This window comes from Brevundimonas vesicularis, assembly GCF_027105095.1.
Lineage (GTDB): Bacteria > Pseudomonadota > Alphaproteobacteria > Caulobacterales > Caulobacteraceae > Brevundimonas > Brevundimonas vesicularis_E.
Map to the genome: position 1 here is coordinate 255374 of NZ_CP114278.1, position 26757 is coordinate 282130.

At 66.9% G+C, this 26757-nt stretch carries 29 protein-coding genes; 18 read left to right on the forward strand and 11 right to left on the reverse strand.

Going from position 1 to position 26757, the window contains the following annotated elements:
• Positions 1-6: 6 nt before the first annotated feature.
• Genes yihA through rpmH form a run of 4 tightly spaced genes read right to left on the reverse strand, consistent with a single transcriptional unit; the run spans position 7 to position 3031 of the window.
• Entirely contained in the window at positions 7-660 is a 654-nt protein-coding gene (gene yihA / locus O2K97_RS01220) for a ribosome biogenesis GTP-binding protein YihA/YsxC (protein ID WP_112862963.1), read from the reverse strand.
• On the reverse strand, positions 657-2453 hold the full coding sequence (gene yidC / locus O2K97_RS01225) for a membrane protein insertase YidC (RefSeq protein WP_269220130.1): 1797 nt from the start codon (positions 2451-2453) through the stop codon (positions 657-659). The genes yihA and yidC overlap by 4 nt, the downstream gene beginning before the upstream one ends.
• Positions 2450-2866, reverse strand: a complete 417-nt coding sequence (rnpA, locus tag O2K97_RS01230; RefSeq protein WP_269220131.1) for a ribonuclease P protein component — start codon at positions 2864-2866, stop codon at positions 2450-2452. Before rnpA ends, yidC begins: the two co-directional genes overlap by 4 nt.
• Before the next feature lie 30 nt (positions 2867-2896).
• Positions 2897-3031 carry a 50S ribosomal protein L34 gene (rpmH, locus tag O2K97_RS01235; RefSeq protein WP_003164000.1) on the reverse strand — a complete coding sequence of 45 codons (135 nt, stop codon included), beginning with the start codon at positions 3029-3031 and terminating at the stop codon, positions 2897-2899.
• 126 nt (positions 3032-3157) lie between these two features.
• Here rpmH and O2K97_RS01240 point away from each other — a divergent pair, with 126 nt between their 5' ends.
• Entirely contained in the window at positions 3158-3907 is a 750-nt protein-coding gene (locus tag O2K97_RS01240; protein WP_269220132.1) for a TVP38/TMEM64 family protein, read from the forward strand.
• Positions 3904-5391: a sensor histidine kinase gene (locus O2K97_RS01245; protein WP_184280276.1), complete on the forward strand. Its 1488-nt coding sequence runs from the start codon at positions 3904-3906 to the stop codon at positions 5389-5391. Before O2K97_RS01240 ends, O2K97_RS01245 begins: the two co-directional genes overlap by 4 nt.
• Before the next feature lie 6 nt (positions 5392-5397).
• On the opposite strand, the gene O2K97_RS01250 is transcribed toward O2K97_RS01245, so the two are convergent.
• Positions 5398-5661 carry a hypothetical protein gene (locus O2K97_RS01250; protein ID WP_269220133.1) on the reverse strand — a complete coding sequence of 88 codons (264 nt, stop codon included), beginning with the start codon at positions 5659-5661 and terminating at the stop codon, positions 5398-5400.
• A gap of 146 nt (positions 5662-5807) precedes the next feature.
• On the opposite strand from O2K97_RS01250, the gene O2K97_RS01255 reads away from it, so the two are divergent.
• Positions 5808-6305, forward strand: coding sequence for a hypothetical protein (locus O2K97_RS01255; protein WP_269220134.1), 498 nt, complete (start codon positions 5808-5810; stop codon positions 6303-6305).
• Between the two features lie 55 nt (positions 6306-6360).
• Here the strand turns inward: O2K97_RS01255 and O2K97_RS01260 are convergent, their stop codons facing one another.
• Both O2K97_RS01260 and O2K97_RS01265 read right to left on the reverse strand, forming a co-directional pair.
• The gene (locus O2K97_RS01260) at positions 6361-7410 is read right to left on the reverse strand and encodes a ribonucleotide-diphosphate reductase subunit beta (protein ID WP_269220135.1); all 1050 of its coding nucleotides are present in this window, start codon (positions 7408-7410) and stop codon (positions 6361-6363) included.
• A gap of 173 nt (positions 7411-7583) precedes the next feature.
• On the reverse strand, positions 7584-9707 hold the full coding sequence (locus O2K97_RS01265) for a response regulator (RefSeq protein WP_269220136.1): 2124 nt from the start codon (positions 9705-9707) through the stop codon (positions 7584-7586).
• A 131-nt stretch (positions 9708-9838) separates the two neighbouring features.
• On the opposite strand from O2K97_RS01265, the gene O2K97_RS01270 reads away from it, so the two are divergent.
• From O2K97_RS01270 to O2K97_RS01295, 6 genes are all read left to right on the forward strand, one after another.
• The gene (locus tag O2K97_RS01270) at positions 9839-10627 is read left to right on the forward strand and encodes a nucleotidyltransferase family protein (RefSeq protein WP_055754649.1); all 789 of its coding nucleotides are present in this window, start codon (positions 9839-9841) and stop codon (positions 10625-10627) included.
• A gap of 13 nt (positions 10628-10640) precedes the next feature.
• A complete protein-coding gene (locus O2K97_RS01275; protein ID WP_269220137.1) occupies positions 10641-11414 on the forward strand; it encodes a metallophosphoesterase family protein in 774 nt (257 codons plus the stop codon).
• Between the two features lie 79 nt (positions 11415-11493).
• Positions 11494-11925, forward strand: coding sequence for a hypothetical protein (locus O2K97_RS01280; RefSeq protein WP_269220138.1), 432 nt, complete (start codon positions 11494-11496; stop codon positions 11923-11925).
• Positions 11926-12005: 80 nt separating this feature from the next.
• Positions 12006-12620 (forward strand): hypothetical protein, encoded by a 615-nt coding sequence (locus tag O2K97_RS01285; RefSeq protein WP_269220139.1) that lies wholly within the window; start codon positions 12006-12008, stop codon positions 12618-12620.
• 195 nt (positions 12621-12815) lie between these two features.
• Positions 12816-13448 carry a LysE family translocator gene (locus O2K97_RS01290; RefSeq protein WP_269220140.1) on the forward strand — a complete coding sequence of 211 codons (633 nt, stop codon included), beginning with the start codon at positions 12816-12818 and terminating at the stop codon, positions 13446-13448.
• A gap of 99 nt (positions 13449-13547) precedes the next feature.
• The gene (locus tag O2K97_RS01295) at positions 13548-14120 is read left to right on the forward strand and encodes a CC0125/CC1285 family lipoprotein (protein ID WP_269220141.1); all 573 of its coding nucleotides are present in this window, start codon (positions 13548-13550) and stop codon (positions 14118-14120) included.
• A gap of 43 nt (positions 14121-14163) precedes the next feature.
• Here the strand turns inward: O2K97_RS01295 and O2K97_RS01300 are convergent, their stop codons facing one another.
• Positions 14164-14931 (reverse strand): DUF6065 family protein, encoded by a 768-nt coding sequence (locus O2K97_RS01300; protein ID WP_269220142.1) that lies wholly within the window; start codon positions 14929-14931, stop codon positions 14164-14166.
• Between the two features lie 37 nt (positions 14932-14968).
• On the opposite strand from O2K97_RS01300, the gene O2K97_RS01305 reads away from it, so the two are divergent.
• A complete protein-coding gene (locus O2K97_RS01305; protein ID WP_269220143.1) occupies positions 14969-15484 on the forward strand; it encodes a prolyl-tRNA synthetase associated domain-containing protein in 516 nt (171 codons plus the stop codon).
• Between the two features lie 15 nt (positions 15485-15499).
• Here O2K97_RS01305 and O2K97_RS01310 read toward each other — a convergent pair whose 3' ends face one another.
• Positions 15500-15997 carry a hypothetical protein gene (locus O2K97_RS01310; protein ID WP_269220144.1) on the reverse strand — a complete coding sequence of 166 codons (498 nt, stop codon included), beginning with the start codon at positions 15995-15997 and terminating at the stop codon, positions 15500-15502.
• 350 nt (positions 15998-16347) lie between these two features.
• Here O2K97_RS01310 and O2K97_RS01315 point away from each other — a divergent pair, with 350 nt between their 5' ends.
• The 7 genes from O2K97_RS01315 (at position 16348) to O2K97_RS01345 (ending at position 23993) form a co-directional block, all read left to right on the forward strand.
• Positions 16348-17253: a thioredoxin family protein gene (locus O2K97_RS01315; RefSeq protein ID WP_269220145.1), complete on the forward strand. Its 906-nt coding sequence runs from the start codon at positions 16348-16350 to the stop codon at positions 17251-17253.
• 55 nt (positions 17254-17308) lie between these two features.
• Positions 17309-17965, forward strand: a complete 657-nt coding sequence (locus O2K97_RS01320) for an LON peptidase substrate-binding domain-containing protein (RefSeq protein ID WP_026108391.1) — start codon at positions 17309-17311, stop codon at positions 17963-17965.
• A 75-nt stretch (positions 17966-18040) separates the two neighbouring features.
• Positions 18041-18235 carry a Trm112 family protein gene (locus O2K97_RS01325; RefSeq protein ID WP_055754657.1) on the forward strand — a complete coding sequence of 65 codons (195 nt, stop codon included), beginning with the start codon at positions 18041-18043 and terminating at the stop codon, positions 18233-18235.
• A 90-nt stretch (positions 18236-18325) separates the two neighbouring features.
• Positions 18326-19282, forward strand: a complete 957-nt coding sequence (gene gshB / locus O2K97_RS01330; RefSeq protein WP_269220146.1) for a glutathione synthase — start codon at positions 18326-18328, stop codon at positions 19280-19282.
• 60 nt (positions 19283-19342) lie between these two features.
• Positions 19343-20959 carry a YifB family Mg chelatase-like AAA ATPase gene (locus O2K97_RS01335; protein WP_269220147.1) on the forward strand — a complete coding sequence of 539 codons (1617 nt, stop codon included), beginning with the start codon at positions 19343-19345 and terminating at the stop codon, positions 20957-20959.
• A 70-nt stretch (positions 20960-21029) separates the two neighbouring features.
• On the forward strand, positions 21030-22568 hold the full coding sequence (locus tag O2K97_RS01340; protein ID WP_269220148.1) for a response regulator: 1539 nt from the start codon (positions 21030-21032) through the stop codon (positions 22566-22568).
• A gap of 39 nt (positions 22569-22607) precedes the next feature.
• Positions 22608-23993 carry an AmpG family muropeptide MFS transporter gene (locus tag O2K97_RS01345; RefSeq protein WP_269220149.1) on the forward strand — a complete coding sequence of 462 codons (1386 nt, stop codon included), beginning with the start codon at positions 22608-22610 and terminating at the stop codon, positions 23991-23993.
• 155 nt (positions 23994-24148) lie between these two features.
• On the opposite strand, the gene O2K97_RS01350 is transcribed toward O2K97_RS01345, so the two are convergent.
• Positions 24149-24487 carry a YidB family protein gene (locus O2K97_RS01350; protein WP_269220150.1) on the reverse strand — a complete coding sequence of 113 codons (339 nt, stop codon included), beginning with the start codon at positions 24485-24487 and terminating at the stop codon, positions 24149-24151.
• Between the two features lie 67 nt (positions 24488-24554).
• Positions 24555-24692: an entericidin A/B family lipoprotein gene (locus tag O2K97_RS01355; protein WP_017505021.1), complete on the reverse strand. Its 138-nt coding sequence runs from the start codon at positions 24690-24692 to the stop codon at positions 24555-24557.
• Positions 24693-24882: 190 nt separating this feature from the next.
• On the opposite strand from O2K97_RS01355, the gene O2K97_RS01360 reads away from it, so the two are divergent.
• Complete coding sequence (locus O2K97_RS01360; RefSeq protein WP_269220151.1) at positions 24883-26715, forward strand: DUF885 domain-containing protein; 1833 nt, start codon at positions 24883-24885, stop codon at positions 26713-26715.
• Positions 26716-26757: the final 42 nt, after the last annotated feature.

Sequence of the window (26757 nt, forward strand, 5' to 3'; positions counted from 1 at the left end):
GGGCCGCTAGTCCAGCGTCGCGCCCGTCGTGCGCATGATCTCGGCGCGCAGTTCCGGCAGACCGAGACCCTTTTCCGACGACGTCAGGGCCACCACCGGGAAGGCGGCGGGGCGTTTGGAGATGGCCTTCAGGGTCGCGGCCTGCACGGCCTCGCCCTCGCCCTTCTTCAGCTTGTCGGCCTTGGTCAGGACGATCTGATAGCTGACGGCCGCCAGATCGAGCGCATCCAGCGCCTCCGTATCCACCGACTTAAGCCCATGGCGGCTGTCGATCAGCAGATAGACCCGCTTCAGCGTCACCCGGCCGCGCAGATAGTCGCGGCCCAGATCCTGGAACTTCTTGACCGTGGTCTTGGACGCCTTGGCCCAGCCATAGCCGGGCAGGTCGACCAGACGCATCCGGCCGTCCAGATCGAAGAAGTTGACCTCGCGCGTGCGGCCCGGCTCGTTCGAGGCGCGGGCCAGCTTGTGCATGCCGACCAGCCCGTTGATCAGGCTGGACTTGCCCACGTTCGAGCGGCCGGCGAAGGCGATCTCGGGCAGGTCGGGGTCGGGCAACTGCTCGATCTTGGCCGCGCCCATGACGAAGGTCGCAGGCCGCGCGAACAGGACGCGCGCCGCCTCGATCTCCTCGGGCGTAAACTCGGTCTCGTCGATCACGCCGGTGACTTCTTGAACCGGGCGAAGAAGCTATCGATCGGGTTCTCGGCCTTGTAGCGGTGCATGATCACATACTGCTGCAGGATGGTCAGGATGTTGGACCAGGCCCAGTAGATCAGCAGACCCGCCGCGAACGGCGCCATGATGAAGGTGAACAGCAGCGGCATGAACTGGAAGATCTGGCGCTGGACCGGATCGGCCGCCGGCGGGTTCATCGCCGTCTGCAGCCACATCGTCAGGCCATAGGCGATCGCCAGCAGACCCAGGTGCAGCGGGCCGGCCAACAGGCCGCCGATCAGCGGCGCCATCGCCGGATCCCACGGGATCAGGCCGAACAGGTTCCAGATCGACGACGGATCGCGCGCCGACAGGTCATGGATGAAGCCCAGGAACGGCTGGTGACGCATTTCGATGGTCACGGTCAGCACCTTGTACAGGGCGTAGAAGACCGGGATCTGCAGCACCAGCGGAAGGCATCCGGCGACCGGATTGATCTTCTCGCGCTGATACAGGGCCATCGTCTCCTGCTGCTGCTTCTGCGGGTCGTCTTTGAACTTCTTCTTGATCTCCTCCATCTTGGGCTGGAGGTTCCGCATCTTGGACATCGAGGCGTAGGCGTTGTTGGCCAGCGGGAACATGACCAGCTTGACGATGACGGTCAGGGCCAGAATGGCGACGCCGAAGCTGCCGACCAGGCCATAGACGTTCTCCAGGATCCAGAAGATCGGACGCGTCAGGAACCAGAACATCCCCCAGTCGATCGCATAGACGAAGCGCGGCAGGTTCAGGCTCTGCTCATAGGATTTCAGCACCTCGGCGCGCTTGACCCCGGCGAACAGGCGCTGAGTCTCGGTCGCGGTGGCGCCCGGCTGGATCGTGCGGGTGGTGCCCAGGACATTGGCTTCCAGCTGCTGGGCGCCGTTCAGGTCTCGGACGCGGAATTCGGTTTCGACCGCCTCGTTCTGCTGGGGCAGCAGGGCCGCTAGCCAGTATTTGTCGGTGATGCCCAGCCAGCCGCCGGTCGAGGCGTTCTCGATCCGCGGCTCCTTCAGCCAGTCCTTGTATTTCTTCTGTTCGGTCCGGTAGTCGCCCGGCTTGCCGAAGGTGCCGATCGCGCCCTCGTGGACGATGTGCGACGAGCCGGCTGCCGGCGGCACGCCCTGGCGCTGGACGCTGCCGTAGGGGGCGATGGTGATCGCCTGCGTGCCCAGGTTCTGGACCGTGTCCTGCACCGAGAACACGTATTTGTCGTCGACCGAAATCACGCGGGTGAAGCGCAGGCCCTGGCCGTTGTCCCACGTCAGGGTGACCGGCGTCGTCGGCGTCAGGGTCGAACCATTGGTCAGGCGCCAGACGGTATTGGGTCCGGGCACGCCGCCGACGACATTGGGGCCGGTCCAGCCGAACTGGGCGAAGTAGGCGTTCTGCATCCCCTGCGGGCGGAACAGCTCCACCGGCTGGGGTTTGTCCTGAACCTCGCGGTAGTCGGTCAGGAACAGGTCGTCGATCCGGCCGCCCTGAAGCGACAGCGACCCCTTCAGCGTGCCGGACTGAATCGGCACGCGCGCGGCGGTGCTCAGCGCCTGGCTGCGGTCGGTGACGAAGGTCGGGCCTTGCGGGCTCAGCGCCGTGCGCGCGGCGTTATCGGCGGTCTGCGACTGCTCAGCCTGGGCCTGCTGTTGCACGGCGCGACGCTCGGCCTGCGGACGCAGCACGGCGAAATAGTAGATCCCCATGATCAGGACCGAGCACACGATGAAGATGATCGTGTTGCGCGTGTTTTCGTTTTTCATGGATTCTGGCGGTCCTGGCCGGAGGGGGCGCGGGCGGGCGAGGGCTTGTGGCCCCCCCGATCATGTCGCGGTGTCGCCAGCCTTGTAAGCGTCGATTTCACGTCGTCAAGCAGACGGTCCCACGCACGCTCGGTCGTGCCCATGCGGGCGATGAAGACATAGTCGCTTCCGGGCACGCCGTGCTGGGCCAGCATGGCCCGTGCGGCCTCGCGCAGACGGCGTTTGGCGCGGTTGCGCTGAACCGCCCCGCCGATCTTCTTGGTGGCGGTGAAGCCCAGTCCGATGTGCGGCGAACCGTCGCCGCGCTCCAGCCGCTGGATCACCACGGCGCCGCGCGCCTCGGAAACGCCTTTGGCGGCCGCCAGGAACTGGGGCCGCCGCAACAGACGCTTGATCTGTAAAGGGTCGCTCATGCGTCCAAAAGATCCGGACGCGTAAGCCGCTTACGCCGTCAGGCGCTTGCGGCCCTTGGCGCGACGGCGCGCAACAATCTTCTGGCCGTTCTTGGTGGCCATCCGGCTGCGGAAGCCGTGACGGCGCTTGCGCACGAGTCGCGACGGCTGATAGGTCCGCTTCACGGTCGGCTCCTGACGTTAAAAGGTTGGGCGACGGGGCAAGAGGCGTCCGCCGCAGGAAGGGCGGGCGTATAAGTCGCATGTCCGCGTGAGTCAACGCTCGGACGGCATTTCGGGACGATGAAACGGATGGCGAAACGAACGGCGAAGGAATGGGCCCTGCGGCTGGCGCCGCTGGCGGCCATCGCCGGGCTGGTGATCGCCTTCTTCGCCCTGGGCTGGAACCGCTATCTGTCGATGGATCTGATCCGTGAGCACGGGCTGAACCTTCAGGCCTATGCGCAACAGAACTGGTGGATCGCGCTGGTCGCCTTCATCGCCGTCTATGCCGTGGCGACGGCCTCGACCATTCCAGGGCCCGTTTTCCTGACCCTGCTGGGCGGGATGATGTTCGGCCCCTATGTCGGGGCCCTGGCCCAGTCGACGGGGGCCACCATCGGTTCGGTCGTCATCTATTATGTCTATCGCACCTCGATCGGTTCCTGGCTGCGCGCCAAGTTCGAGGCCGACGCCGGCTTCATGGATCGGCTGGCCAAGGGCATCGACCGCAACGCCTTCACCACCTTGTTCACCCTGCGCGTGATCCCCAGCGTGCCCTTCGTTCTGGTCAACGCGACGGCGGGCATGATGGCGGTGCCGCTGAGACCCTACATCATCGCCACCTTCATCGGCCTGCTGCCGTCCACCTTCATCTACACCTGGATCGGATCGCAGCTGGGCGGCCTGCTGCGCGCCGGCGTGCGCCCGGACCTGCCCATGCTGCTGCAACAGTTCTTCTGGCCCTTGATGGGCGTGGTCTTCCTGTCCCTGCTTCTGCCCATCGGCATCAAGCTATTCCAGATGATCCGTGCACGGCGGATCGGGGCGACGGCGGCATGAGCGCCCTGTTCGACCGGATCGCGGCGCGGCTGAACCTGACGCCGGACCAGGCCAGTCTCTGGCGCGAGCGTCTGACGCCCCCGACCCTGAATCCAAGGGCGCCAGACGGCCTGTCGGCGCGGCTGCTGCTGCTGACCGTCGCCTTCACCCTGGCGGTCGAGGCCCTGATCCTGGGGCCGAATCTCGCGGCCTTCCATGAGCGCTGGCTGCGCGACCGGCTTCAGGCCGCCGAACTGGCCTCGGTCGGGGTCGAAGCCCTGCCCTACAGCGCAGTCGAGGACGACACGGCGGCCGAGCTGATGCGGATCGGCGGGGTGCAGGCGGTCGCCCTGACGGAGCAAGGCGTGCGCCGCCTGCTGCTTCAGGCTCCCAACCTGCCCCGCGCGCCCGAACTGATCGACCTGAGGCGTCAGGACAGCTGGTCGCGCCTGACAGACCCGTGGCGCACCCTGTTCGGACATCCGGACCGCTCGCTGCGGGTTCAGGCCAAGCCGCGCTATCGTTCGGGCGACTTCATCGAGATCGTCACCCCCGCCCAGCCGTTGAAACTGGAACTGCGCGCCTTCCTGCTGAACAGCCTGCTGGTGTCCCTGCTGGTGTCGGTGACGGCGGGCGCGCTGCTATATGGCGGTCTGGCCCTGCTGGTGCTGCGCCCGCTGCGTCGCGTCACCCGCTCGATGGAGCGGTTCGCCGCCGATCCCGAGAGCGAGGCCGAGGCGCCGTCCGACCGACACGACGAGATCGGCCGCGTCGAGCGCGAACTCAGCCGGATGCAGGAGGAGGTGCGCCATTCCCTGCGCTCTCGCGCCCGTCTGGTCGCGCTGGGCGAGGCGGTGGCCAAGATCAACCACGACCTGCGAAACATGCTGACCTCGGCCCAGATGGCGTCCGAGCGGCTGGCGACCTCCGCCGACCCGCAGGTGGCCAAGGCCCTGCCCCGGCTGGAGCGCGCGCTCAGCCGCGCCGCCGGCCTGTCGCGCAATGTGCTGGAGTACGGCAAGAGCGAGGAGCCCGCGCCCCAGAAGACCCGCGTCGTCCTGACCAAGGCCCTGACCCTGGCGGCCGAGGACGCCGGGCTGGACCCCGACGGCGTGCGCCTGGTCAAACAGCTGCCGCCCCGGTTCGCCGTCGAGGCCGACCCGGATCAGCTGTACCGCATCCTGGTCAATCTGATGCGCAACGCCCGCCAGGCCATCGAGGCCGATCCGACGCGTCCGCCCGAACGTCGCGGCAAGGGCGCCATCACCGTCAGCGCCTTCGGTCAGGACGGCTTCTGCGTTGTGCGCATCGCCGACGACGGCCCCGGCATTCCGCCGCGTCTGGCCGAACGCCTGTTCGAACCCTTCGTCAGCTCAAAGAGCTCGGACGGCTCGGGCCTGGGTCTGACCATCTCGCGCGAACTGGCCGCCCTTCACGGCGGCGATCTGCGGCTGGTCGAGACCGACGGCAAGGGCGCCGTGTTCGAATTGCGCCTGCCGGGCTGAACCGCCCTATTCCAGACCGTCGTCCGACACGACGAAGGGCCGGTTCTCCGCCTTGGCCTGGGCCGCGAGTTCTTCCTGAACCAGATGCCAGCGCCGCAGCCGCTCGTACTCGATGGCGTGCTCGGGCGAAGCGTCCAGCCAGTGACGGAAGTCCTCAATCTGGAGCCGGGCGTCCGCGGCGGTCGTATCCGGCAGGGCCGGCACGTTCGGCAACTGACGCGCGACCTCCGCAGGAATGGGGAAATCGCCGGACGCGGTGCTCAGGATCATCGGTCTTCTCGGATAGGCTGCGGTCGGGAGAGATCGACCATGACGCGAAGCTCGGCCTTTCGCCACCTTTTCATCGCTGCGGCGTTGTGCAGCAGGATCACAATGGCCAAGCTGCGCAGAACGCCACGGCCTCGGGAGAGACAGTCATGATCGTTCGCACCGCCGTCGCCGCCGCCCTGCTGGTCGCCGCCCTGACCGCGCCCGTCGCCGCCCAGACGGCGGCGCCGGCGACCGCCGACCCGTATCGCGATCAGCGCGCCCTGCCCGATCCGGCCGATCCCGCCAGCCGCGACGCCTTGCTGAAGGCGCGGGGCGAGGCCTATCACCGGGCCAGCGACGCCCAGCAGACCGAAGAGGAACTGCGCACCACCCGCGCTCTCAACGACGAAATCGCCGCCCAGAACGCCTTGGCCGACAAGACCGACGCCGCCAACCGGCTGGACTACGACGCCGCCCTGGCCCGTCATCAGATCGAGGTCAGTCAGGCGGAGGAACAGGCGCGCGCCGCCGCCGAGACGGCGCGTTTGGCCCAGGAAAAATATGATCGCGACTACGCCGCCTGGCAGGAACAGGTGCGACTGTGCCGCACAGGCTTCCGTCCCGCCTGCACGTCGCGCCCCGCGTGGGTCGCGCCAGCCCAATAAGCTGGACAGCTTTGCGACGGCGAGCGGACGCCGACCGCGAGTCTAGGCAAAAGGCTCAGCCCGCGACCAGGCTCATGTCGCGGCGCGCCATCATGCGGTCGAACTCGGTCCAGACGCCGTCGGCGCCGTGCCAGTTTCCTTGCGTCGCGGCCTTCGAATACTCGGTGGCGCGAGCCTCGAAGAAGTTGGCGTGCTCGACGCCCGACAGCAGCGACTGCAGCCACGGCAATGGGTTTTCCGTCACCCCATAGACTTCCGGCAGCTTCAGCTGACGCAAGCGCCAGTCGGCGATGAAGCGGATGTATTGCTTGATGTCGTCCGGCGTCATGCCCTGGACCGACCCCATCTCGAAGGCCAGGTCGATGAACTTGTCCTCCATGTTCACCACCGTCTTGCAGCAGTCGACGATGTCGTCCGCGACCGACTTGGTGACGGCCCCCGTCTCCTTGTTGAAGGCGTGGTACAGCTTGATGACGCCTTCGCAGTGCAGGCTTTCGTCGCGCACTGACCAGGACACGATCTGGCCCATGCCCTTCATCTTGTTCTGGCGCGGGAAGTTCATCAGCATGGCGAAGGACGCGAACAGCTGAACGCCTTCCGAGAACCCGCCGAACATGGCCAGGGTCCGGCAGATGTCGGCGTCGGAGTCGACCCCGAACTGGCCCATGTAGTCGTGCTTGTCCCGCATGGCCTCATATTCCATGAAGGCGCCGAACTCGCTCTCGGGCATGCCGATGGTCTCGAGCAGCAGGGCGTAGGCCGCGATATGGATCGTCTCCATATTGCCGAAGGCGGCCAGCATCATCTTCACCTCGGTCGGTTTGAAGACCCGACCGTAGCGTTCCATGTAGTTGTCCTGAACCTCGATGTCCGCCTGGGTGAAGAAGCGGAAGATCTGGGTCAGCAGATTGCGTTCGTTGTCGTTCAGGGTCGAGGCCCAGTCCTTGACGTCCTCGCCCAGCGGCACCTCTTCGGGCATCCAGTGGACTTGCTGCTGCTTCTTCCACATGTCGAACGCCCACGGATAGCGGAACGGCTTGTAAGCGGCCGACGGGGTCAGAAGACCGGCGCGCTCGGGAAGGATGATCGGAGTGATGGCGTTCATCGAACTGGACCTGAGGGCGATTCTGAAGACGCATTCACCATGCGATTTGAAGGCGTCGGCGCCAAGTCAAAATAGGTCTATGTTGCGATCACAATTTATCTCGACCGCTAGATGTTGTGTCCATGCCGCACATTCCTGGGGACGGGCCTGGGGATGAAGCCGCGCCCGACGGCTCAGGCAGCCTGGGCGTCCGGGCGAGACGCGGCCGCGCTCAGCGTCTCGTCGATGGCGGCGTAGAGCTTGGCCTGGGTCACCGGCTTGGCCAGATGACCGTCCATGCCGGAGGACAGGCACCGTGCGGCGTCTTCGGGCATGGCCTCGGCGGTGACCGCCAGGATCGGCGTCTGGCTGGCGGGATCGGCCAGGGCGCGGATCGCACGGCTGGCGGCAAGGCCGTCCATGACCGGCATGCGCACATCCATCAGGATTAGGTCGAAGGCCTCGGCCGAGGCGGCGTTCACCGCTTCGCGCCCGTCGCAGGCCTCGGCGGTGTCGCAGTCAGCGGCCTGCAGCATGATGCGCAGCAGATCGCGGTTCGCGGGGTGGTCGTCGACGATCAGAACCTTCATGCGACGGCTGTCCAGCGGCGCGGCGCTCTCCGTCTCTACCGGAACCACGATCGGCGCCTCGATCTCCAGGGTGAAGGTCGAGCCCTGCCACTGCACGCTTTCGACGGCGATCGTTCCGTTCAGCCGCTCGGCGTGGCTCTTGGCCAGGGCCAGGCCGACGCCCGCCCCCTCGTGCGCACGACTGGTCGAGGCGTCCGCCTGTTCGAACAGGCGGAAAACGCCCGCCAGGGTGGCGGCGTCCATGCCGCAGCCGCTGTCTGACACGGCGATCCGCAGCCGATCATCGCGCCGATCGACGCGCACGGTCACACCGCCCCGCATCGTGAACTTTGAGGCGTTCAGCGTCAGGTGATGCAAGATTTGGCGCAGACGGCGCATGTCGGTCAGCACCCAGCCCTCGGCCTCCGGCGCGATGTGCAGGTCGAACGTCAGGCCGCGGATTTCGGCCCACTCGCGCGCGGGCGCCACGGCGTCCTGGATCAAGGCGCGCAGATCGGCGGGCTTCAGCACGACCTCGTCGCCGCCGCGCGAAATCTCCAGAAGATCCTCGACCAGACGCAGCATGGATTCGCCGCACTGACGCACCGCATTCACCTGGCGATGCCCCTCGGCGTCCAGATGGGGCGAGCGCGACAGCAGGTCAGTATAGCCGGTGACGCCGGTCAGGGGCGTGCGCATCTCGTGGCTCATCAAGGCCAGGAAGCGCGACTTGGCCTCATCGGCGCGTTTGGCGCGCGCCAGGGCGTCCAGCGCCGCCGCCGTCCGCGCCCTCAGACGCGCCGTCAGCCGGCGACGCTCCGTCGACAAGGTGGTGATGGGCAGCACCGACCCCACGACGCACAGCAGGAACAGATGGAACACATTCATCTGGCGCATCACGGGCGGCAGGGCGGCCAGGATCGGATCGGGCGTCAGATGCGTCACCACGATCGGCCCATGCCCAGTCAGCGTGGCGGCTCCGCCGATCACAGCGACCATCATCACCGCAGCCGCCGTCAGCGGCGGGCCCAGCCGGAACGCCAGCAGGATAAGGGGCGGGAAGATCGCGAACAGGACCGGCGCGGCGGTCTGAGAAAAAACGAAAAGCGTGACGCCGCCGACAAGGGTCATGATCGCCGTCGCCTCGGCCAGGCTGGCCTTGGCGTCATCCCGGAAACGATGATTGCGCGCCAGCAGCAGCAGGGACGGCGTGACGATCATCATCGCCAGCAGTTCCATGTCGAACAGGTGGTGCATGCGGAAGCCAAGCGTGCCCGGCACATGCCATCTCATCAGAATGACGACGCCGCCCGCCAGCAGGGTGGAAAGCAGAACAGAAGGGGCGGCTGCGAAAAAGGCGAAGCGGAACAGCCGCCAGGGCCGGCGCATATCCAACGCGGCGCCGCAGAATCGACGCGCCAGCACAGCCGCGACCACGACCTGGGTCATGTTCAGAATGACATTGGTGAACATCATCGGGCCAGGATCGCCGCGGAGGATGTTGCTGGTCAGATTGATAGCGGCGCAGGCGACCATCACGCCGATGGCCTGACGGCGATGAAGCTGCAGCACAGCGGCCAGAAGCACCGCATTCGCGGGCCACAGCACGGTCGCGCCGAATGCGTAAACGCTCCACTTGCTGATCGACAGACACAGAACGAACAGCGCCACATAGGTATAGGGCGACGGACCCGCCGCGCGGCCGGCCTCGTGGCGGAAAAGCCGCCAGCGCCCGCGTTCTGCGTTCACCAATTCCAGTCCCATGACGGAACAGTGACATGCAGGGGTTAAGGATCCCGTAGCGGCCCAGCTAGGTAGAATTGCGGAACCGCCGTTCAGCGTCGCCGTTTATTCGCCCTTGCCAGCAAAGGGCCCAGCCGATGTCAGATGTGATCGCCGAACCGACCTTCGAGCCGCCGGCGGACGCCCTGGCCTTCTATGAAGAGAGCCTGCGCTTGCTCAAGGAGAGCGGCATCCCCTTCCTGCTGTCGGGCACCTATGCGGTCACGGCCTATACCGGGATCCGGCGTCCGACCAAGGATCTGGACGTCTTCTGCAAGCCCGGCGACTACCCCCGCATCCTGGCCTTCTTCCAGAAGCACGGTTACCGCACCGACGTCGAAGACGAGCGTTGGATCGCCAAGGTCTGGAAGGACGAGAAACACTTCTTCGACGTCATCTTCGCCATGTCCAACGGCACCATCGCCGTGTCCGACAGCTGGTTTAGCGAGGACCGGATCACCGTTTATGGGCATCAGGTCCAGATCACCCCGCCCACGGCCCTGATCCTGTCCAAGGTCTTCATCCAGGACCGCTATCGCTATGACGGGGCCGATGTGAACCACGTCATCCTGAAACAGTCGGACGCCATCGATTGGAAGAGCCTGCTGGACCAGATGGACCTCTATTGGGAGGTCCTGGCGGCGCATCTGCTGAACTTCCGCTTCGCCTATCCGACCGAGCGCGACCGGATTCCGCGCTGGCTGATGGAAGAGCTGGTCCAGCGACTGACGGCCCAGATCGATCTGCCGGCGCCGCGCGTGAAGGTCTGTCGCGGCCGGCTGTTCAGCCCGCGCGACTATGTCGCCGACGTCGCCGAATGGGGCTTTGGCGATGTCGTCGGCAAGGGGCTGGAGGAACGCCACGACCCCGTCAACCTGGGCCACTGAAAGGTAAGCCGCCATGACCGACACCGTCCCCGATCCCCAGACGACCCAACCCGGCCTGGAACCCGGCCCCGCCAAGACACTGCGCGTCGCCGCCGTCGGGGACCTTCATGTCGGCGAGACCACCGAGCATCGCTACCGCGACCTGTTCGAGCGGGTGTCGGACGACGCCGATGTCCTGTGCCTGTGCGGCGACCTGACCAACTACGGCAAGACGCCCGAGGTCGAGCGGCTGCTTGAGGATCTCAAGCTTTGCAAAATCCCGATGGTCGGCGTGCTGGGCAATCATGAGCACGAGTGCGGCCAGCCAGAGGTCGTCACCAAGATGCTGACCGACGCCGGGGTCAAGATGCTGACCGGCGAGGCCTATGAGATCGACGGCGTCGGCTTTGCGGGCGGCAAGGGGTTCGTCGGCGGCTTCGGCCGCTACATGCTCTCCTCGTTTGGCGAGGCCTCGATCAAGCGTTTCGTGCAGGAGGCCGTCGAGGACGCCAATCTGATCGAAAACTCGATCCGCATGCTGCGCACCGAACGCTCGGTCGTGCTGCTGCACTATGCGCCCGTGGTCGAGACGGTGATGGGCGAGCCGCCCGAAATCCACGCCTTCCTGGGGTCGTCGCGCCTCGCCGAGACCATCGACCGCTATGACAATGTTCGCCTGGTTGTGCACGGCCACGCCCATCGCGGCGGATCGGAGGGACGCACCACCAAGGGCACGCCCATCTATAATGTCGCCCTGCCGGTGCTGAAGACCCTCGGCGACAAGCCTTATCGGGTCTTTGAAATCTGACCGGACTGTAGGAGGGTGCCGCCGGGGCTGGGATGCAGCCTCGTTCGGGGCCGCAAGGCGGCCCGTCGTGGAGTTTCCGATGCGCCTTCTGTCTTCCGCCGCGGCCGTCGCCGTCCTGGCCCTGGCCACCCCCGCCTTCGCCGCCGGTCAGGCCGCCGCCCCTGCGCCGCAGGCCGCTCCGGCGCCCGCCCAAGAAGCGGACAGCCCAGAAGAGGCCGCCTTCGAAGCCAAGGCCGAGGCTTTCGGCGAACGCATGGAAGCCATGGCGAGCGAGATGCAGGCCGCAGCGGCGCAAGCTGACAAGACCAAGGCCGAGTCCGATCTCGACGCCTTGCAGGCCAAGTATCAGGCCGAGGTCGACGCCTTCGCCGAGGAGGTCAACACCTTCGCCACCAGCCAGGGCGCGCCAGCCGAACAGATGGCCATGGCGATGCAGCAGATCAAAGGCATTCCGCTGAAGGCCCGCACCGAGATCGAAGCGGCCGCCGCAGCCCCCGCCCAACCGCAGTAAGCCGAGCCTTACCGCGATTTCACTTGAGACGAGGCGGCGGAGGGCGGAGTTAGCGCGGGTCATTCAACGGGAGCCGTCCCATGATCCGCCCGCTCAGCCTGACCGCCGCCCTGGCGATCGCGCCCCTGTCCTCGGCCCTGGCCCAGACCCCTCCGCCTGCGCCCTCTCCGGCTTCCGCCGAAGCCGCCGAGGCCCGGATGGAAGCCGCCGCCGAGGCCTTCGAGGCGCGCATGGAGACCTTTGGCGAACGGGCCGAGGCGATTTCCGAAGACGAGAGCCTGAGCGAGGCCGAACGCGGTCGTCGCATCGCCGCCCTTTGGTCGGAGTATGCGCCCGACATCGCCGCCTTCACCGCCGAGACCACGAAACACGCGACCGAAATGGCCGCCCAGGCCCTGAAGGACATCGACGTCGAGGCCATTGTCGCTGAGGCGCTGAACGACCCCGAGGTCAAACAGGCGATGGAAGAGGGGATGCAGAAGGGCGTCGTCACCGCAGAAGGCATCGCCCGCAACAGCGCCTGGACCAATCCGACGCCCGAGCAGATGGAGACCTACAGCCTGGTCGCCCAATACGCCCTGGACCAGGCCGCCGACGCCGTCGTCGAGGACGAAGCGGCCGCCGAGGTTCCCGAAGCGCCCGAGGCCCCGGAAGCGCCCGAACCGCCGGCGCCGCCCGCGCGCCCGGCCGCCTAACATCCGCGTCTCCTCCCCATGAAATGGGGAGGGGGACCGCGCAGCGGTGGAGGGGCTCTTGTGATCGCGCGGATGCGTATTGGCGGTTAAGAGCCCCTCCGTCACGGCGCGAAGACGCGCCGCGCACCTCCCCTCGACGTGGGGAGGAGACAGAGTTCCTTGACCGCGACCGACTAAGCAGCGACATCGCGCCGCATGCCCGCCCTGCCCGTCGATCCGCACCTCTATTCGACCTTCCTCGGCGTCATGGCGGTGATGGCGATCACGCCCGGCCCGGCCAATCTGTTCGCCGTCGCGACCGGCGTTGAAAAGGGCCGCGCCTCGGCCCTGATCGGCGTACTGGGCATGAACGCCGCGACGCTGGTGTGGTTCGGCGCGGCGGCCCTGGGTCTGGGCGCCCTGGTCAAGGCCTTGCCTGCCGCCTTCAAGGTCATCGCCGTTCTGGGCGCGCTCTATGTCGCCTGGCTGGGGATCAAGGCGCTGCGCGGCGCCTTCGCCACCGCCGCCGATCCCGACGAGGTCGTCGTCAAGAAAGGCCGCAGCGCCCTGATCGACGGGTTCGCCGTCCAGATCGCCAACCCCAAGGCCATCCTGTTCTTCACCGCCGTCCTGCCGCCATTCATCGACGTGAACCGGCCGGTCGCCCCGCAGATGGCGATGTTCGCCATGGCGGCCATGGGCATGGATATGGTGTCGATGAGCACCTACGCCCTGTCCGGCGCCGCCCTGTCGCGCCGCATGCAGCAACCGCGCTTTCGAAAGGGCTTCGGTGTCTTCGTCGGCCTGCTGCTGATGGTCGCCGCGATCCTGATCGTCCTTAGGCTCTAGACGCCGCGACGCTTCGTCATACAGTTGTCGGGAACGCCGCCGTTCATGCTCCGTTCAGCCGTCAGCGCGCCCGAATGGGCGATCAAGGAGTTTGATGTCATGAAAACCCTCCCCTTCAAGACCCTGGCGGTGACCGTCGCCGCCGGTCTGGCCCTGGCGGCCTGCGCCACCGCCACCCCGTACCAACCCGCAGGCTTCAACGGCCAACGTGGCGGCTATGCCGAGCAGCGCCTGGAGAACAACCGTTTCCGGGTCAGCTTCTCGGGCAATTCGCTGACCTCGCGCGAACAGGTCGAGCAGTCGCTGCTGCTGCGTTCGGCCGAACTGACGGTCGAGAGCGGCTATGACTGGTTCGCCACCGTCAACCGCGCCACCGACCGCGACACCCGCTTCGTCGGCACGCCGGACCCGTTCTATTCGGGCTATAACCGCTTCTACAGCCCCTACTGGGGTCCGTCGTGGCGCTACTACCGCAGCGGCTTCTGGAGCCCGTGGGACCGGTACGGCCCGTGGGGCGTCAATGACTTCGACGTCCGCCAGGTCGACCGCTTCGAGGCCAATGCCGAGATCGTCCTGGGTCGCGGGCCCAAACCCGCCAACGACCCCAATGCCTTCGACGCCCGCGAGGTTATCCAGAACCTGGGTCCGCAGGTCACCCGCCCGGCGGCCTGATGCTGAAAGCCCCTCTCCACGGCGTGGAGAGGGGCTTTTTCTTTCATCCCACGCGCGGCGACTTCAGCCGGCGCTTGTTGGAGTGGGTCGCGGGCGCCGTGCCCAAGTCTTCCGGCACCTCGCCCTTGAAATAGTAGCGCTGCCAGGCCTCCTTGGCCGCATCCGGATCGCCGCCGGCCAGACGCTGGTTGAAGTCGGTGCGGGCGCGGTTCCAGGCCTCGAACTGACCCTTCATCACCGGGTTGGATTCCAGCGTGCGGATGATCGGCTGGAACTGCTCGACCTTCTTGTGCTCGATCAGATTGATGAAGCAGAAGGGCTCGCCCTTCTCAAACGTGATCCGCCCCGGCCGGGTGAAGATCCAGTTCATCGTGAAAGGGAAGGGCAGCCAGTCCGTCTCGATCAGGCCGACCAGAGGCTGGATGCCGTCCTTCACATGGTTGGGCGACCCCGAACACATCATCCCCCAGCCGGGCGGCGTGCGGAACAGATATTGCGGATGCATGGTCAGCACCCCGCGCGAGAAGTGCGAGGTGACGAAATGGGCCAGATCGTGCTGAGGCCGATCCGGCGTGATGACGATGTCTTCCTGGCGCGGGCCGCCGTTCCACTCGGCCGAGAAGCCGAACGGGCACAGGATTTCCCACCCCGTGGTGTTGGCCATGTTCAGCGGCAGACAGCGATAGGGGTGGCGGCTGATGAAGGCGTCCATCCAGTTGCGCGACTGGCGGCCGGGCACCAGGTCCGGCGGCCGGGCCGTCATCGGATAGCATTCCAGTTCCAGCGGGCGCGTGTTGACGTTATCGACCATGACCATTTCCTAACGCCCGAAACCCGACGGCTCAACCATGACTGACGCACCCGCTTTCGACCGCGAGACCCTGACCGTCTGGCTGAAGGCGAACGGCGTGGATCACCTCACCCACGACCACCCGGCCGTGTTTCGCGTCGAGGAAGGGCTGGACCTCAAGGCCGACTTGCCCGGCGCCCACACCAAGAACCTGTTCCTGAAGGATCACAAAGGGCGGCTGTGGCTGATCTCGGCGCGTCAGGACACGGTGATCGACCTGAAGCGCGCGGCGGGGGCGATGGGCTCAGGCCGCCTGTCGTTCGGCAATGAGACCCTGATGTGGGAAACGCTGGGCGTCCGACCCGGCTCGGTCACGGCGCTGGGCCTGATCAACGACATCGACCGCCGCGTCACCTTCGTGCTGGACCAGCGCCTTTGGGACGCCGACATCGTCAACTTCCACCCCCTGACCAATACGGCGACCACCGCCCTGGATCAGTCGGCCTTTCGGCGCGTGATGACGCTGTTGGAGCGTGAGCCGATCGTGGTGGATTTCGAAGCGATGGGCGCTTGAACCGATTACGCGAAATTACATCTTGGCCAGGCGCGCCCTTCTCCACGCCGCCCGCACGCCAAGGATCGCAACCGGCAGGGCGAAGATGTTCATATAGCTACCGCCCATTCTGTAGTCGAACAGCCACCGGCCGCAGGTGATTTCCACCACGAGCCAGGCGAGGACAAAACAGATCGGCCAAATCGTGCGTCCATAGACGATGGCGTAATAGGCCAGGATCACAAATCCCGTCAGCACCCCATGCACGACCAGACTGGACCAGTCGCCCGTGAAGAGCGCGACAAAGGCCAAGAAGCCGTGAACCATGCCTAAGGGAATAACGGCTGTGCTTCCGCCTTCGATGCCCTCCGAAAGGCTGCGTTTTGTATCCACGGGCGCGAAGGCGGCCGCCAGAACCCTCCGATCAGTGCCGAGGGCGTTCGACACCACCTCACCAAAGCGCAACCTGCGACCGGCAGCGCGCTCCGCCAGCGGCAGCGGCTTTCTGATGGGGCTGTTTTGGTTGTCCAGCATTCAACCTGAATACGGCAGGCTTGCTTGAAGACAGGTTAGCGGCGATGCCAGAGCGGTCGCGCACCTATCCTGTTGGACTGCGGGAATGTTGCGAGGACCGCGGCAGCGTTGCGTTTACACCCTCGTCTTCGCCGACCGCTTGAACCTTGCCGCACAGGCCCCATCTCGCAAAGTCGGGCACAATGAGGCAGACGAGCGGCGGGGGAAGTCAGACGAATTAGACGAATTAGACGGTGTTTTTCATGACCACCGTCTGAAATCCCGGCGCGACCTTTTCCCGGCTTGATGCCGACGCATCCCGACGCCATCTGAACCGTTGAACCTGACCGATCTCTGCGCGGACCTCGCCCATGACCCTGCTCGACCCGACCCTGACCCCCGACGCCGCCGGCGACCTGATCAAGGAAGGCACCGACGCCTCCTTCATGACCGACGTCATCGAGGCGTCGAAACATCAGCCGGTCATCGTCGACTTCTGGGCCACCTGGTGCGGGCCGTGCCGGACCCTGGGCCCGGCGCTGGAGAAGGCCGTGCGCGCCGCCAAGGGGGCGGTGAAGATGGTCAAGATCGATGTGGACGCCAACCCGGCCTATGCGGGCCAGCTGCGGGTGCAGTCGATCCCGACGGTCTACGCCTTCGTCAACGGCCAGCCGATCGATGGCTTCCAGGGCGCCATTCCCGACAGCCAGATCAAGGCCTTCATCGACAAACTGACCGGCGGTCAGGGCGGCTCGACCGAGACGGCGCAGCTTCTGGAGCTGGGCGAGGAATCGCTGGGCCTGAACGACTTCGGCGGTGCCGCCCAGGCCTTCGCCCACGTCCTGTCGATCGAGCCCGAGAACGAAAAGGCCATCGCCGGCATGGCGCGGGTCTATCTGGCGGGCGGCGACCCCGAACAGGCGGCCCAGACCATCGCCATGGCGCCGCAGGATTCCAAGGAACCGGCGGTCCAGAGCGTGCGCGCCCAGCTGGCCCTGGCCTCTAAAACCCCTTCCGGCGCCTCGGCCGAACTCGAGGCCAAGGTCGCCGCCGATCCGAACGATCATCAGGCGCGTTTCGACCTGGCCGAGGCCCAGAGCGCGGCCGGCGACTTCAAGGGCGCGGTCGACAATCTGCTGGCCATCATCCAGGCCGACCGCGAGTGGAACGATCAGGCGGCCCGCAAACAGCTGCTGGTCATCTTCGAGGCGGCGGGCCTGACCTCGGACGTGTCCAAGGATGGTCGTCGCCGCCTGTCGTCCATTCTGTTTTCGTGATCCAGAACAAGCGGGCCTCAAGCAGCGAAAAGCGCGGTAGGCCCCAGGAGAAGTGATGCCCCAGGGTTACGTTCGCGCCCTCGACCTGCCCCAGGTGATCCCGGTCTTTCCGCTGGGCGGAACCATCCTGCTGCCGCGCGGACAGCTGCCGCTCAACATCTTCGAGCCGCGCTATTTGAACATGGTGGACGACGCCATGGCCGGCGACCGGATCATCGGCCTGGTCCAGCCCAAGGGCGGCACCCCGGCCCTGCCCGGCCTGTCGCCGGTCGGCTGCGCGGGTCGGATCACCAGTTTCGCCGAGACCTCCGACGGGCGCTATCTGATCACCCTGACCGGCGTGTCGCGCTTCCGCATCGCCGCCGAAATGCCGTCCAAGACCCCCTATCGCCAGGTCCGAGCGGCGTTCGAGGCCTATGAGGACGATCTGGTCTCCCCGCCCGAGGAGCCGGACTTCGACCGCGACGCCTTCCTCGATGCCTTGCGCGCCTATATGGCCCACCGGCTGCTGGACATCGATTGGGAGACGGCCGAGACCGCGCCGATGGAGGCCCTGGTCAACAGCCTGTCGATGGCCCTGCCGTTCGAACCCGCCGAGAAGCAGGCGCTGCTGGAGGCCATGGGCCTGATGCCCCGCGCCGAGGCCCTGACCGCCCTGATGCGCATCGACGCCGCCGACGGCGGTGACGACGCCGCGCCGTCCATGCAATGACGGGCTCAAGTAGCGCAAAGCGCGGTAGCCCCCTAAAGAGCTCTCAACTAGCGCCAGCGCGATAGGCCAAGAAAAATGAGTGACGCCTTCAATACGCCCGTGTCCGTCGATCCCCGCCTGCTGGAGGTGCTGGTCTGCCCCGTCACGCGCGGCAAGCTGACCTACGACCGCGACGCCAACGAGTTGATCTCGGCGGGCGCCAAACTGGCCTATCCGATCCGCGAAGGCGTGCCGATCATGCTGGCCGAGGAAGCGCGTCAGCTCGACTGACCGCCGCACCGACACCGAACATCCACTGGCCCGGAGCGCGGCGCGCCCAACGGGCCTCAAGTAGCGCAACGCGCGATAGGCCCTAGAACAATGACCCTCAGAGTCGCCATCCAGATGGACCCGATCGAGGCCGTCGACATCGCCGGGGACACCACCTTCCTAATGGCCGAGACGGCGCAGGCGCGCGGTCACAAACAGTGGGTCTATGACTTTCGCACCCTGGCGCTGGAAGAGGGCCGCCTCTACTGCCGCGCCCGCCCGATCACGGTGCGGCGCGAGGTCGGCAACCATGTCGATTTCGGCGACTGGGAAAAGCTGGATCTGGCCGAGGACGTGGACGTGATCCTGATGCGCCAGGATCCGCCCTTCGACATGGCCTATGTGACCGCCACCTATCTGCTGGAGACGGTCCATCCGCGGACCCTGGTGGTCAACGACCCGGCCCAGGTGCGTTCGGCCCCCGAAAAGCTGATGGTCACCGCCTTTCCCGGCCTGCAACCGCCGACCCTGATCTCGGCCGACCCCGTCGCCCTGGACGCTTTCCACAAGAAGCATGGCGAAGTGGTTTTGAAGCCCCTGCACGGCAATGGCGGCTCTGGCGTGATCAAGCTGCGCGCCGATGATCCCAACCTGGACGCCCTGATCGAGATCCATGCCGCCGGCAGCCGCGATCCGCTGGTGATCCAGAAGTTCATCCCCGCCGTGTCCAAGGGCGACAAGCGCATCCTGCTGATCGACGGCGAGCCCGTCGGCGCCATCAACCGCGTGCCGGCGGCGGGGGCAGTGCGCTCGAACCTGCACGTCGGCGGCACGGCCATGCCGGTCGAACTGACGCCGCGCGACCTGGAGATCTGCGCCGCCATCGGCCCGACGCTGAGGGAACGCGGCCTGATCTTCGTCGGCATCGATGTGATCGGCGACTATCTGACCGAGATCAACGTCACCTCCCCCACCGGCGCCCAGCAGTTGAAGGCCTTCACCGGCATCGACGCCACGGCCCTGATGTGGGACGCCATCGAGGCCAAACGCGCCGCACAGGTTGTGTGATCGCCACTTGAATTAGATTTCAGTTCATGGTTCGTTCTCCTTCTCAGGTGGGAGAACGACATGGTCGCGCGGGTTGTCACGGTCGCCTTTGACGGGGTCGAGGCCCGGCGCGTGGACGTCGAGGTCCAGTTGATCGGCAATGACGGGCCGACCATCTTCAACATCGTGGGCCTGCCGGACAAGGCGGTGGCCGAAAGCAAGGAGCGGGTGCGCGGGGCCTTCGCTGGCATTGGTCTGGCCCTGCCCGCCAAGCGGATCATCGCCAACTTGGCGCCGGCCGACCTGCCCAAGGAGGGCAGCCATTTCGACCTGCCCATCGCCCTGGCCCTGATGGCGGCCATGGGAGTGATCGCCCCCGATGCGCTCGACGGCTGGGCCGCCATCGGCGAGCTGGGGCTGGACGGCCAGATCGCGCGGGTCGGCGGCGCCCTGCCCGCCGCCGTCGCCGCCGACGCCATGGGCCTGGGTCTGATCTGCCCCGAAGCGACGGGACCGGAGGCCGCCTGGGCGGGCGGCGCCCGCATCCTCGCCCCGCGCTCGTTGATCGGCCTGGTCAACCATTTCAAGGGAACCCAGGTTCTGCGCGCGCCCGAGCCCGGACCGCTGGCGGACGGCAAGGCCGTGCCCGACCTGCGCGAGGTCAAGGGTCAGGAAAGCGCCAAGCGCGCGCTGGAGATCGCGGCGGCCGGCGGCCACAACCTGCTCTTCATCGGCCCGCCAGGGTCGGGAAAGTCGATGATGGCGCAGCGCCTGCCGGGCCTCTTGCCACCCCTGACCTCGCAGGAGTTGCTGGAGACCTCGATGGTGTGGTCGGTCGCCGGCCTGATCGAACGCGGCGCCCTGACCCGCGATCGCCCGTTCCGCAGCCCGCACCATTCCGCGTCGATGGCGGCCCTGACCGGCGGGGGTCTTCGCGCCAAGCCCGGCGAGGCGTCGCTGGCGCACAATGGCGTTCTGTTCCTGGACGAACTGCCGGAATACTCGGCCCAAGCCCTGGACTCGCTGCGGGCGCCGCTGGAGACCGGCGAGATCGTCGTCGCCCGCGCCAACGCCCACATTCGCTATCCCGCGCGGTTCCAGTTAGTGGCGGCGATGAATCCGTGCCGCTGCGGCATGGGCGGGGCCGGACGCGGGGCATGCGGCAAGGCTCCGCGTTGCCAGCGCGACTATCAGAACCGCGTCTCGGGTCCGATGTTCGACCGTATCGACCTGACGGTGGAGACGCCGCCGGTCACCGCCGCCGACATGGCCCTGCCCCCGCCCGCCGAGGGCACGGCCGAGGCCCGGGCGCGCGTCGCGACCGCCCGCGCCATGCAGGAGGACCGGGTGCGCGAGGCGGGGCTGGACGCCGCCCAAGGCCTGAACGCCCGCGCCTCCGGCGGCACGCTGGATCGGTTTGCCACGCCGGACGAGGCGGGGCGGATGCTGCTGATGCGGGCGGGCGAGGCCGGCGGCCTGACCGCCCGCGGCTGGACCCGCACCCTGCGCCTGGCGCGCACCATCGCCGATCTCGATGGCAGCACCGGCGTTCTGCGTCGCCACATCGCCGAGGCCCTGATCTACCGCCGCACCACCATTGGCGCCGAAGCCGACTTCGACCGCCGCGTGGCGCAGCGCCATGAAGGCTTCGGCCTGCGCGAGGGCGATGACGAGCAGACGCCCTTCCTGCACGCGTGACGCGCCCGCGTCATGGTGGAGACATCCTTAACCGTCGGTCTTTAGGTTCTGTCCTGTTGGGGAGGCGGCCATGACGCGACGGACGGCGACGAAGCGGATCGAGGAGCGGACGAGCGCACCCGTTGACCCCGCCCAGCAGTTCCTGCGGTTGATGAGCCATGAGATGCGCACGCCGCTGAACGGCGTCATCGGCATGATCAACCTGTTGCAGCGGACCCGGCTGGACGGCGCACAGCGCGCCTATGCCGAGAACGCGCGTCAGTCGGCCGAACATCTGCTGGGTCTGGTCAACGACCTGCTGGACTACGCCCGGCTGGAAGCCGGGGCGCTGGAGTTCGATCTGGCGCCCGTCGATCTGGAAGGTCTGGTGCGCGGCGTCGCCGAGTTGCTGAGCCCGCGCGCCCACGACAAGGGGTTGGAGATCGTCTGGTCGGTCGCCGCCGACGCGCCCGACGTGCTGGCGGACGAAGGCCGGCTGCGTCAGGTGCTTTTCAACCTGGCGGGCAACGCCGTGAAGTTCACCGACACCGGCGGGGTGCGCATCGCGGTCGAGCGCGTCGGCGGCAGCGCGGCGCGCCCGCGTCTGGCCTTCCTGGTCGACGACACCGGCCCCGGCGTTGCGCCCGAGGCGCGTACACGCATTTTCGAGGAATTCGGCCACGCCGACAGCTCCGACGCGGTGCGTCAGGATGGGGCGGGCCTGGGTTTGGCGGTGGTGCGAAAGCTGGCCGCCGCCATGGACGGCTCGGTGAAGGCCGAAAGCCGGCCCGACGCCGCTGCAACCGGCGGGGGCGCCCGCTTCCGCTTCGAGGCCGCCTTCGCCGCCGTCGCGGTGGCGCGCGACAAGCCGTTGCGCGGCCAGACGGTCGCGGTGCGCGCCGTCGATCCCTTCGTCCTGTCGGCGGCTCGCGCCCAGATCGAGGCCTCGGGCGGCGTCGTGGCGAATGATGCCCCGGTGACCCTCGTCGATCACGCAGACGCTCCGGCGGGCGCGCTGGCGGCCCTGCCTTCGAGCGGTCGCGGCATCGTCCTGCTGAAACCGGCCGAGCGCGATCTGATCGCCCGCTATCGCGCCGTCGGCTTCCACGGCTATCTGATCAAACCGTTGCGTCGCGCGTCCCTGGCCGAGCGCGTCCTAGCCGCTATCGGCGCCGAGGCGCCGGACAAGGCCAGCGCCCACTGCGCCGCCCCGGTCGAAGACGACCGCGTCGCCCCCGTGCAGTTCGCAGGCATCCGCGTCCTGCTGGCCGAGGACAATCCCGTCGGCGCGCTTCTGGCCCGCACCCTGTTGCGCCGCGAGGGCTGCACCGTCGAGACGGCCGCCACCGGCGATGAAGCCGTCGCCGCGTTGAAACGCGCGCGCTATGACGTGGTCTTCATGGACATGCGGATGCCCGGCATGGACGGCCCCGCCGCCGCCCGCGCAATCCGCGCGGCGGGCGACACGACGCCGATCCTGGCCCTGACCGCCAACGCCTTCGCCGAGGACCGCCGCGCCTGTCTGGAGGCCGGCATGGACGACCATATCGTCAAGCCGCTGGACGCCGAGGCCCTGCGCGCCGCCCTCGCCCGCTGGACGAAGCGCGACATCCGCGCCAAGGTCGGCTGAGATCAGGACGCCGAAGGGCGCCCTCGGAGACGCCTGCCCATGACGAACTTCACGCCGCCCAACGGCCCCCTTGCCCCCGCCGCCGAGCCCACACCGAAAAAGGCGGTCGGAGCAACCGATGTCCTGAAAGCGTTGGGGCGTGGACGCGTGCTCATCACCCTGCTGATCGGATTGGGCTCGGGCCTACCCTTCATGCTGGTCGGCAACACCCTAGGTATCTGGCTGCGCGAGGGCGGAACCGAGCTGGCGGCGATCGGCTTCATCTCCTGGGTGGGTCTGGCGTATTCTCTAAAATTCCTATGGGCCCCGGTAATTGACCGGGTCGATGTGCCGCTGCTCGGCAGGCTGGGACGACGCAGGGGCTGGCTGTTGCTGTCCCAGATCGCGGTCGGCCTTTCATTGATCGCCATGGCCCTGATCGGGCCGGAAGGCGGCCTGACCCTGTTGGGCGCAGCGGCCTTGGCGACAGCCTTTTCCGCCGCGACACAGGATATCGTCGCGGACGCCTGGCGGATCGAGAGCGCCGAAAGCGACGAGGATCAGGGGCTGCTCACCTCCGCGTTCCAGCTTGGCTATCGCGCGGCGATATTGGCGGGCAATGCGCTGATCCTTTTCGTCGCCTCCGGCATCGGCTGGAATGGTGCCTATGGTATGTATGGCGCGGCCATGGGGATCGCCGTCGTCGCCACCCTGTTCGCAAAGGAGCCGGTGGATCGTCGGACGTTGGAGCAGGTCACGGGGCAGGTATCGCTGCTCTCACCCCGAGGGCTTTTCGACGCCATCGTCGGCCCCTTCCTCACCTTCCTGAAGACGCATGGCGCGGCGGCGATCCTGATGTTGGCGGCGATCAGTCTGTACCGCCTGCCGGACTTCGTCATGGGGCCGATGATCGGGCCCTTCTACACCGACTTGGGACTGGCCAAGGAAACCATCGGCGCCATGCGGTTGAGCGTCGGACTTATTGCGTCCTTGCTAGGCATTGCTGCAGGGGGCCTCTTCGCAGTCCGGTTCGGCTTCGGCAAGACCTTGCTGCTGGGCGCCCTGATCGGGCCGATGTCGAACCTCGGCTATACGGTGATGGCGTTGGTCGGCCTGTCGACGCCGGTCTTCGGCGGCGTTCTGTTCGTGGAAAACTTCTCCGAGGGCTTCGCTGGCGCAGCTCTTGTCGCCTACATGGCCAGTCTGACCAGCATCGGCTACACGGCGACCCAATATGCTCTGCTGAGTTCGTTCTATGCTCTGCTCGGCAAGTTCCTGAAGGGGTTGTCCGGCGTCGCCGTTGAACGACTGGAACAGGGACGGCCGCTGATGGAAGCCTACGCCCTGTTCTTCGCCGCGACAGCTGCGGTGGGCGTACCTGCTGTTCTGTTGTGCTGGCTGCTTCTGCTGCGGCAACGAAAACAGCTTGAAACTCCAACGCTATAGCTGAGCACTCGCTCGCTTTGGCATCTGCCGTGGCGGCGACCGAGGGCCAGCCGTCCTGAGGCTTCAGCGCTTCAGGAAACCGCCGATCATGTCGCCCAGGCCACCCGGCAGTTTGCCAAGCAGGTCGTCGGCGCCGTCGATCTGACCGCCGGGGGTCAAGCGGTCGATGGCTTCGGGCAGAAGCCGGCCAGGGTCTCGCCGGCCTGTTCGGGGGTCACGCCCATCTTGGCGGCGATGTCGGCGATGGGGCCGTGGCCCAGGACGGCCGTGATCTGCTCAGGCGAGATGTTGGCGTTCGGCCCCGTGCCGACCCAGGAGCCGATCACATCGCCTAGGCCCGCCTGACCGAACTTCTCGGCCAGTCCGCCGACGCCGCCCTGACCCTTGAGCAGATCGCTCAGACCGCCTGCGGCATCGTCGCCGAGACCCTTCACCACATTGTCCAGAAAGCCCATCGCCGTCTCCCGAATGATGGCGCACCGTAACACCGTCATGCGACGGATACGAGAAAGGCCCGCCGGGATTCGGCGGGCCTTTCCAACATGGGCTTTTGAAAAAGCCTTAGTTCTTGGCTTCGTTCGCGCCCTGCGTGACGGCCGAACCGGCGGCCGAGACGTCGCGGCCGGCGCCGGCGATGGTGTTGCAGGCCGAAACGGCCAGAGCGGCGGCGACGATGGACAGGGTGATGATCTTGCGCATGGTGTGAACCCTTGTTGGTATGGTCAAGTTTCGTCGAAACGCCGACCCTGGGCTTGGGTTGCATCAAGCGACGCCGTATCGAAAATTTTGCTTTCGACGTGTCGGATCGCCGCAACGGCGGCGGCATTGATCGCTTGCGCCGCGCGCACACGACCCTGAAGGTGCGCCCCTGTTTCACGAGGGGTTGTTCATGCGTCGTCTTCTGATCTCGTCCGCCGCCATGATGGCGGCGCTGTCCGCCGCGCCCGCGCTGGCGCATACCTCCGCCCCCGCACAGACAGTCGCGGCCGATAGCGAGGACGCGCGGCTGAACGCCTTCTTTGAACAGGCCTTCCAGGCGCGGATCGCGTTGAGCCCGCAACAGATGACGTCTCTGGGCATCAAGACCGACTACGACAAGCTGGACGATGTGTCGGACGCGGCCGCCGACCGGGCCCTGGCGCTTCAGGAGGCGCAGCTGGCGCAGATGAAGGCCCAGTTCGATCCGCAGAAGCTGGGGCCGCAGGCAGCGCTGTCGTGGCTGATGTTCGAATATGGCGTCCAGCAGGCGCGACTGTCGAACCAGTGGCGCGACTGGGGCTTTCAGTTCTCCGCCAACGGCAATCCGACCACCAGCCTGCCGGTCTTTCTGATCAACAACCACCGGGTCTCCAGCGTGGCCGACGCCGAGGCCTATGTCGCGCGGATCAAGGCCGCCGAGACGCAGATGGATCAGGTGGCCGAGGAACTGCGTCAGCGCGCGGCGGCGGGCGTCGTGTCGCCGCGCTTCGTCTTCGCCCCCTCCATCGCCAACACCCGAAACGTCATCACTGGCGCGCCGTTCGACGATGGCGCGGACAATCCGGTCTGGGCCGACTTCACCAAGAAGGTCGAGGCGCTGGAGACCGATCAGGCGACGAAAGACCGGCTGCTGTCGGAAGCCCGCGCCGCCCTGACAGGTCCCTACAAGGCCGGGTTCGAGACCGTGCTGACGGCGCTGGCCGAGGTGCAGCCCAAGGCGGACAGCGATGCGGGCGTGTGGCGCCTGCCGCAGGGCGAGGCCTATTACAACGCCCGGCTCCAGCTCTCGACCACCACCGACCTGACCGCCGACCAGATCCACCAGATCGGTCTGGCCGAGGTCGCCCGCATCCAGGCCGAGATGGAGACCATCAAGACCCAGGTCGGCTTCACCGGCTCGCTGCAGGCGTTCTTCACCTTCCTGAAGACGGATCCACGGTTCCAATACCCGAATACGCCCGAGGGCAAGGAGCAGTATCTGACCGACGCGCGCGGCTTCATCGCCCAGGTGATGGCGGCGGCGCCGCAGTGGTTCTCGACCCTGCCCAAGGCGGCGCTGGAGGTGCGGGCGGTGGAGCCGTTCCGCGAGGCGACGGCCTCGATCGCCTTCTACAACTCGCCGGCGCCGGACGGATCGCGGCCGGGCATCTACTACGTCAATCTGTCGGACATGACCCAGGTGCTGAAGCCCCAGATCGAGGGCATCAGCTATCACGAGGGCGCGCCGGGCCACCATTTCCAGATCGCCTATGCGCAGGAGATCGAGGGCCTGCCGCGCTTCCGCCGGTTCGGCGGCTACGGCGCCTATGCGGAAGGGTGGGGGCTGTACGCCGAACAGCTGGGCAAGGAGATGGGCTTCTATCAGGACCCCTATTCCGACTTCGGCCGGCTCTCGACCGAGCTGTGGCGCGCGGTGCGTCTGGTGACCGACACCGGCCTGCACGCCAAGCGCTGGAGCCGCGAACAGGCGATGGACTATTTCCGCCAGAACTCCCTGTTGTCCGAGCGAGACATCGAAAAGGAGGTCGAGCGCTACATCACCAACCCCGGCCAGGCGACCAGCTACAAGATCGGCGAGCTGAAGATCGAGGAACTGCGCGACCGGGCCAGGACGGCGTTGGGCGACCGGTTCGACATCAAGGACTTCCACGCGGTCGTGCTGGGCTCCGGCTCGGTGCCGCTGGACGTGCTGGAGGATCAGGTGGACGGCTGGATCGCGGCGGGCGGCGGGGCGCCGGCCTAAGGGTCGCGACTCAGAAATGCGTGACCGATCGGACTCGAAACT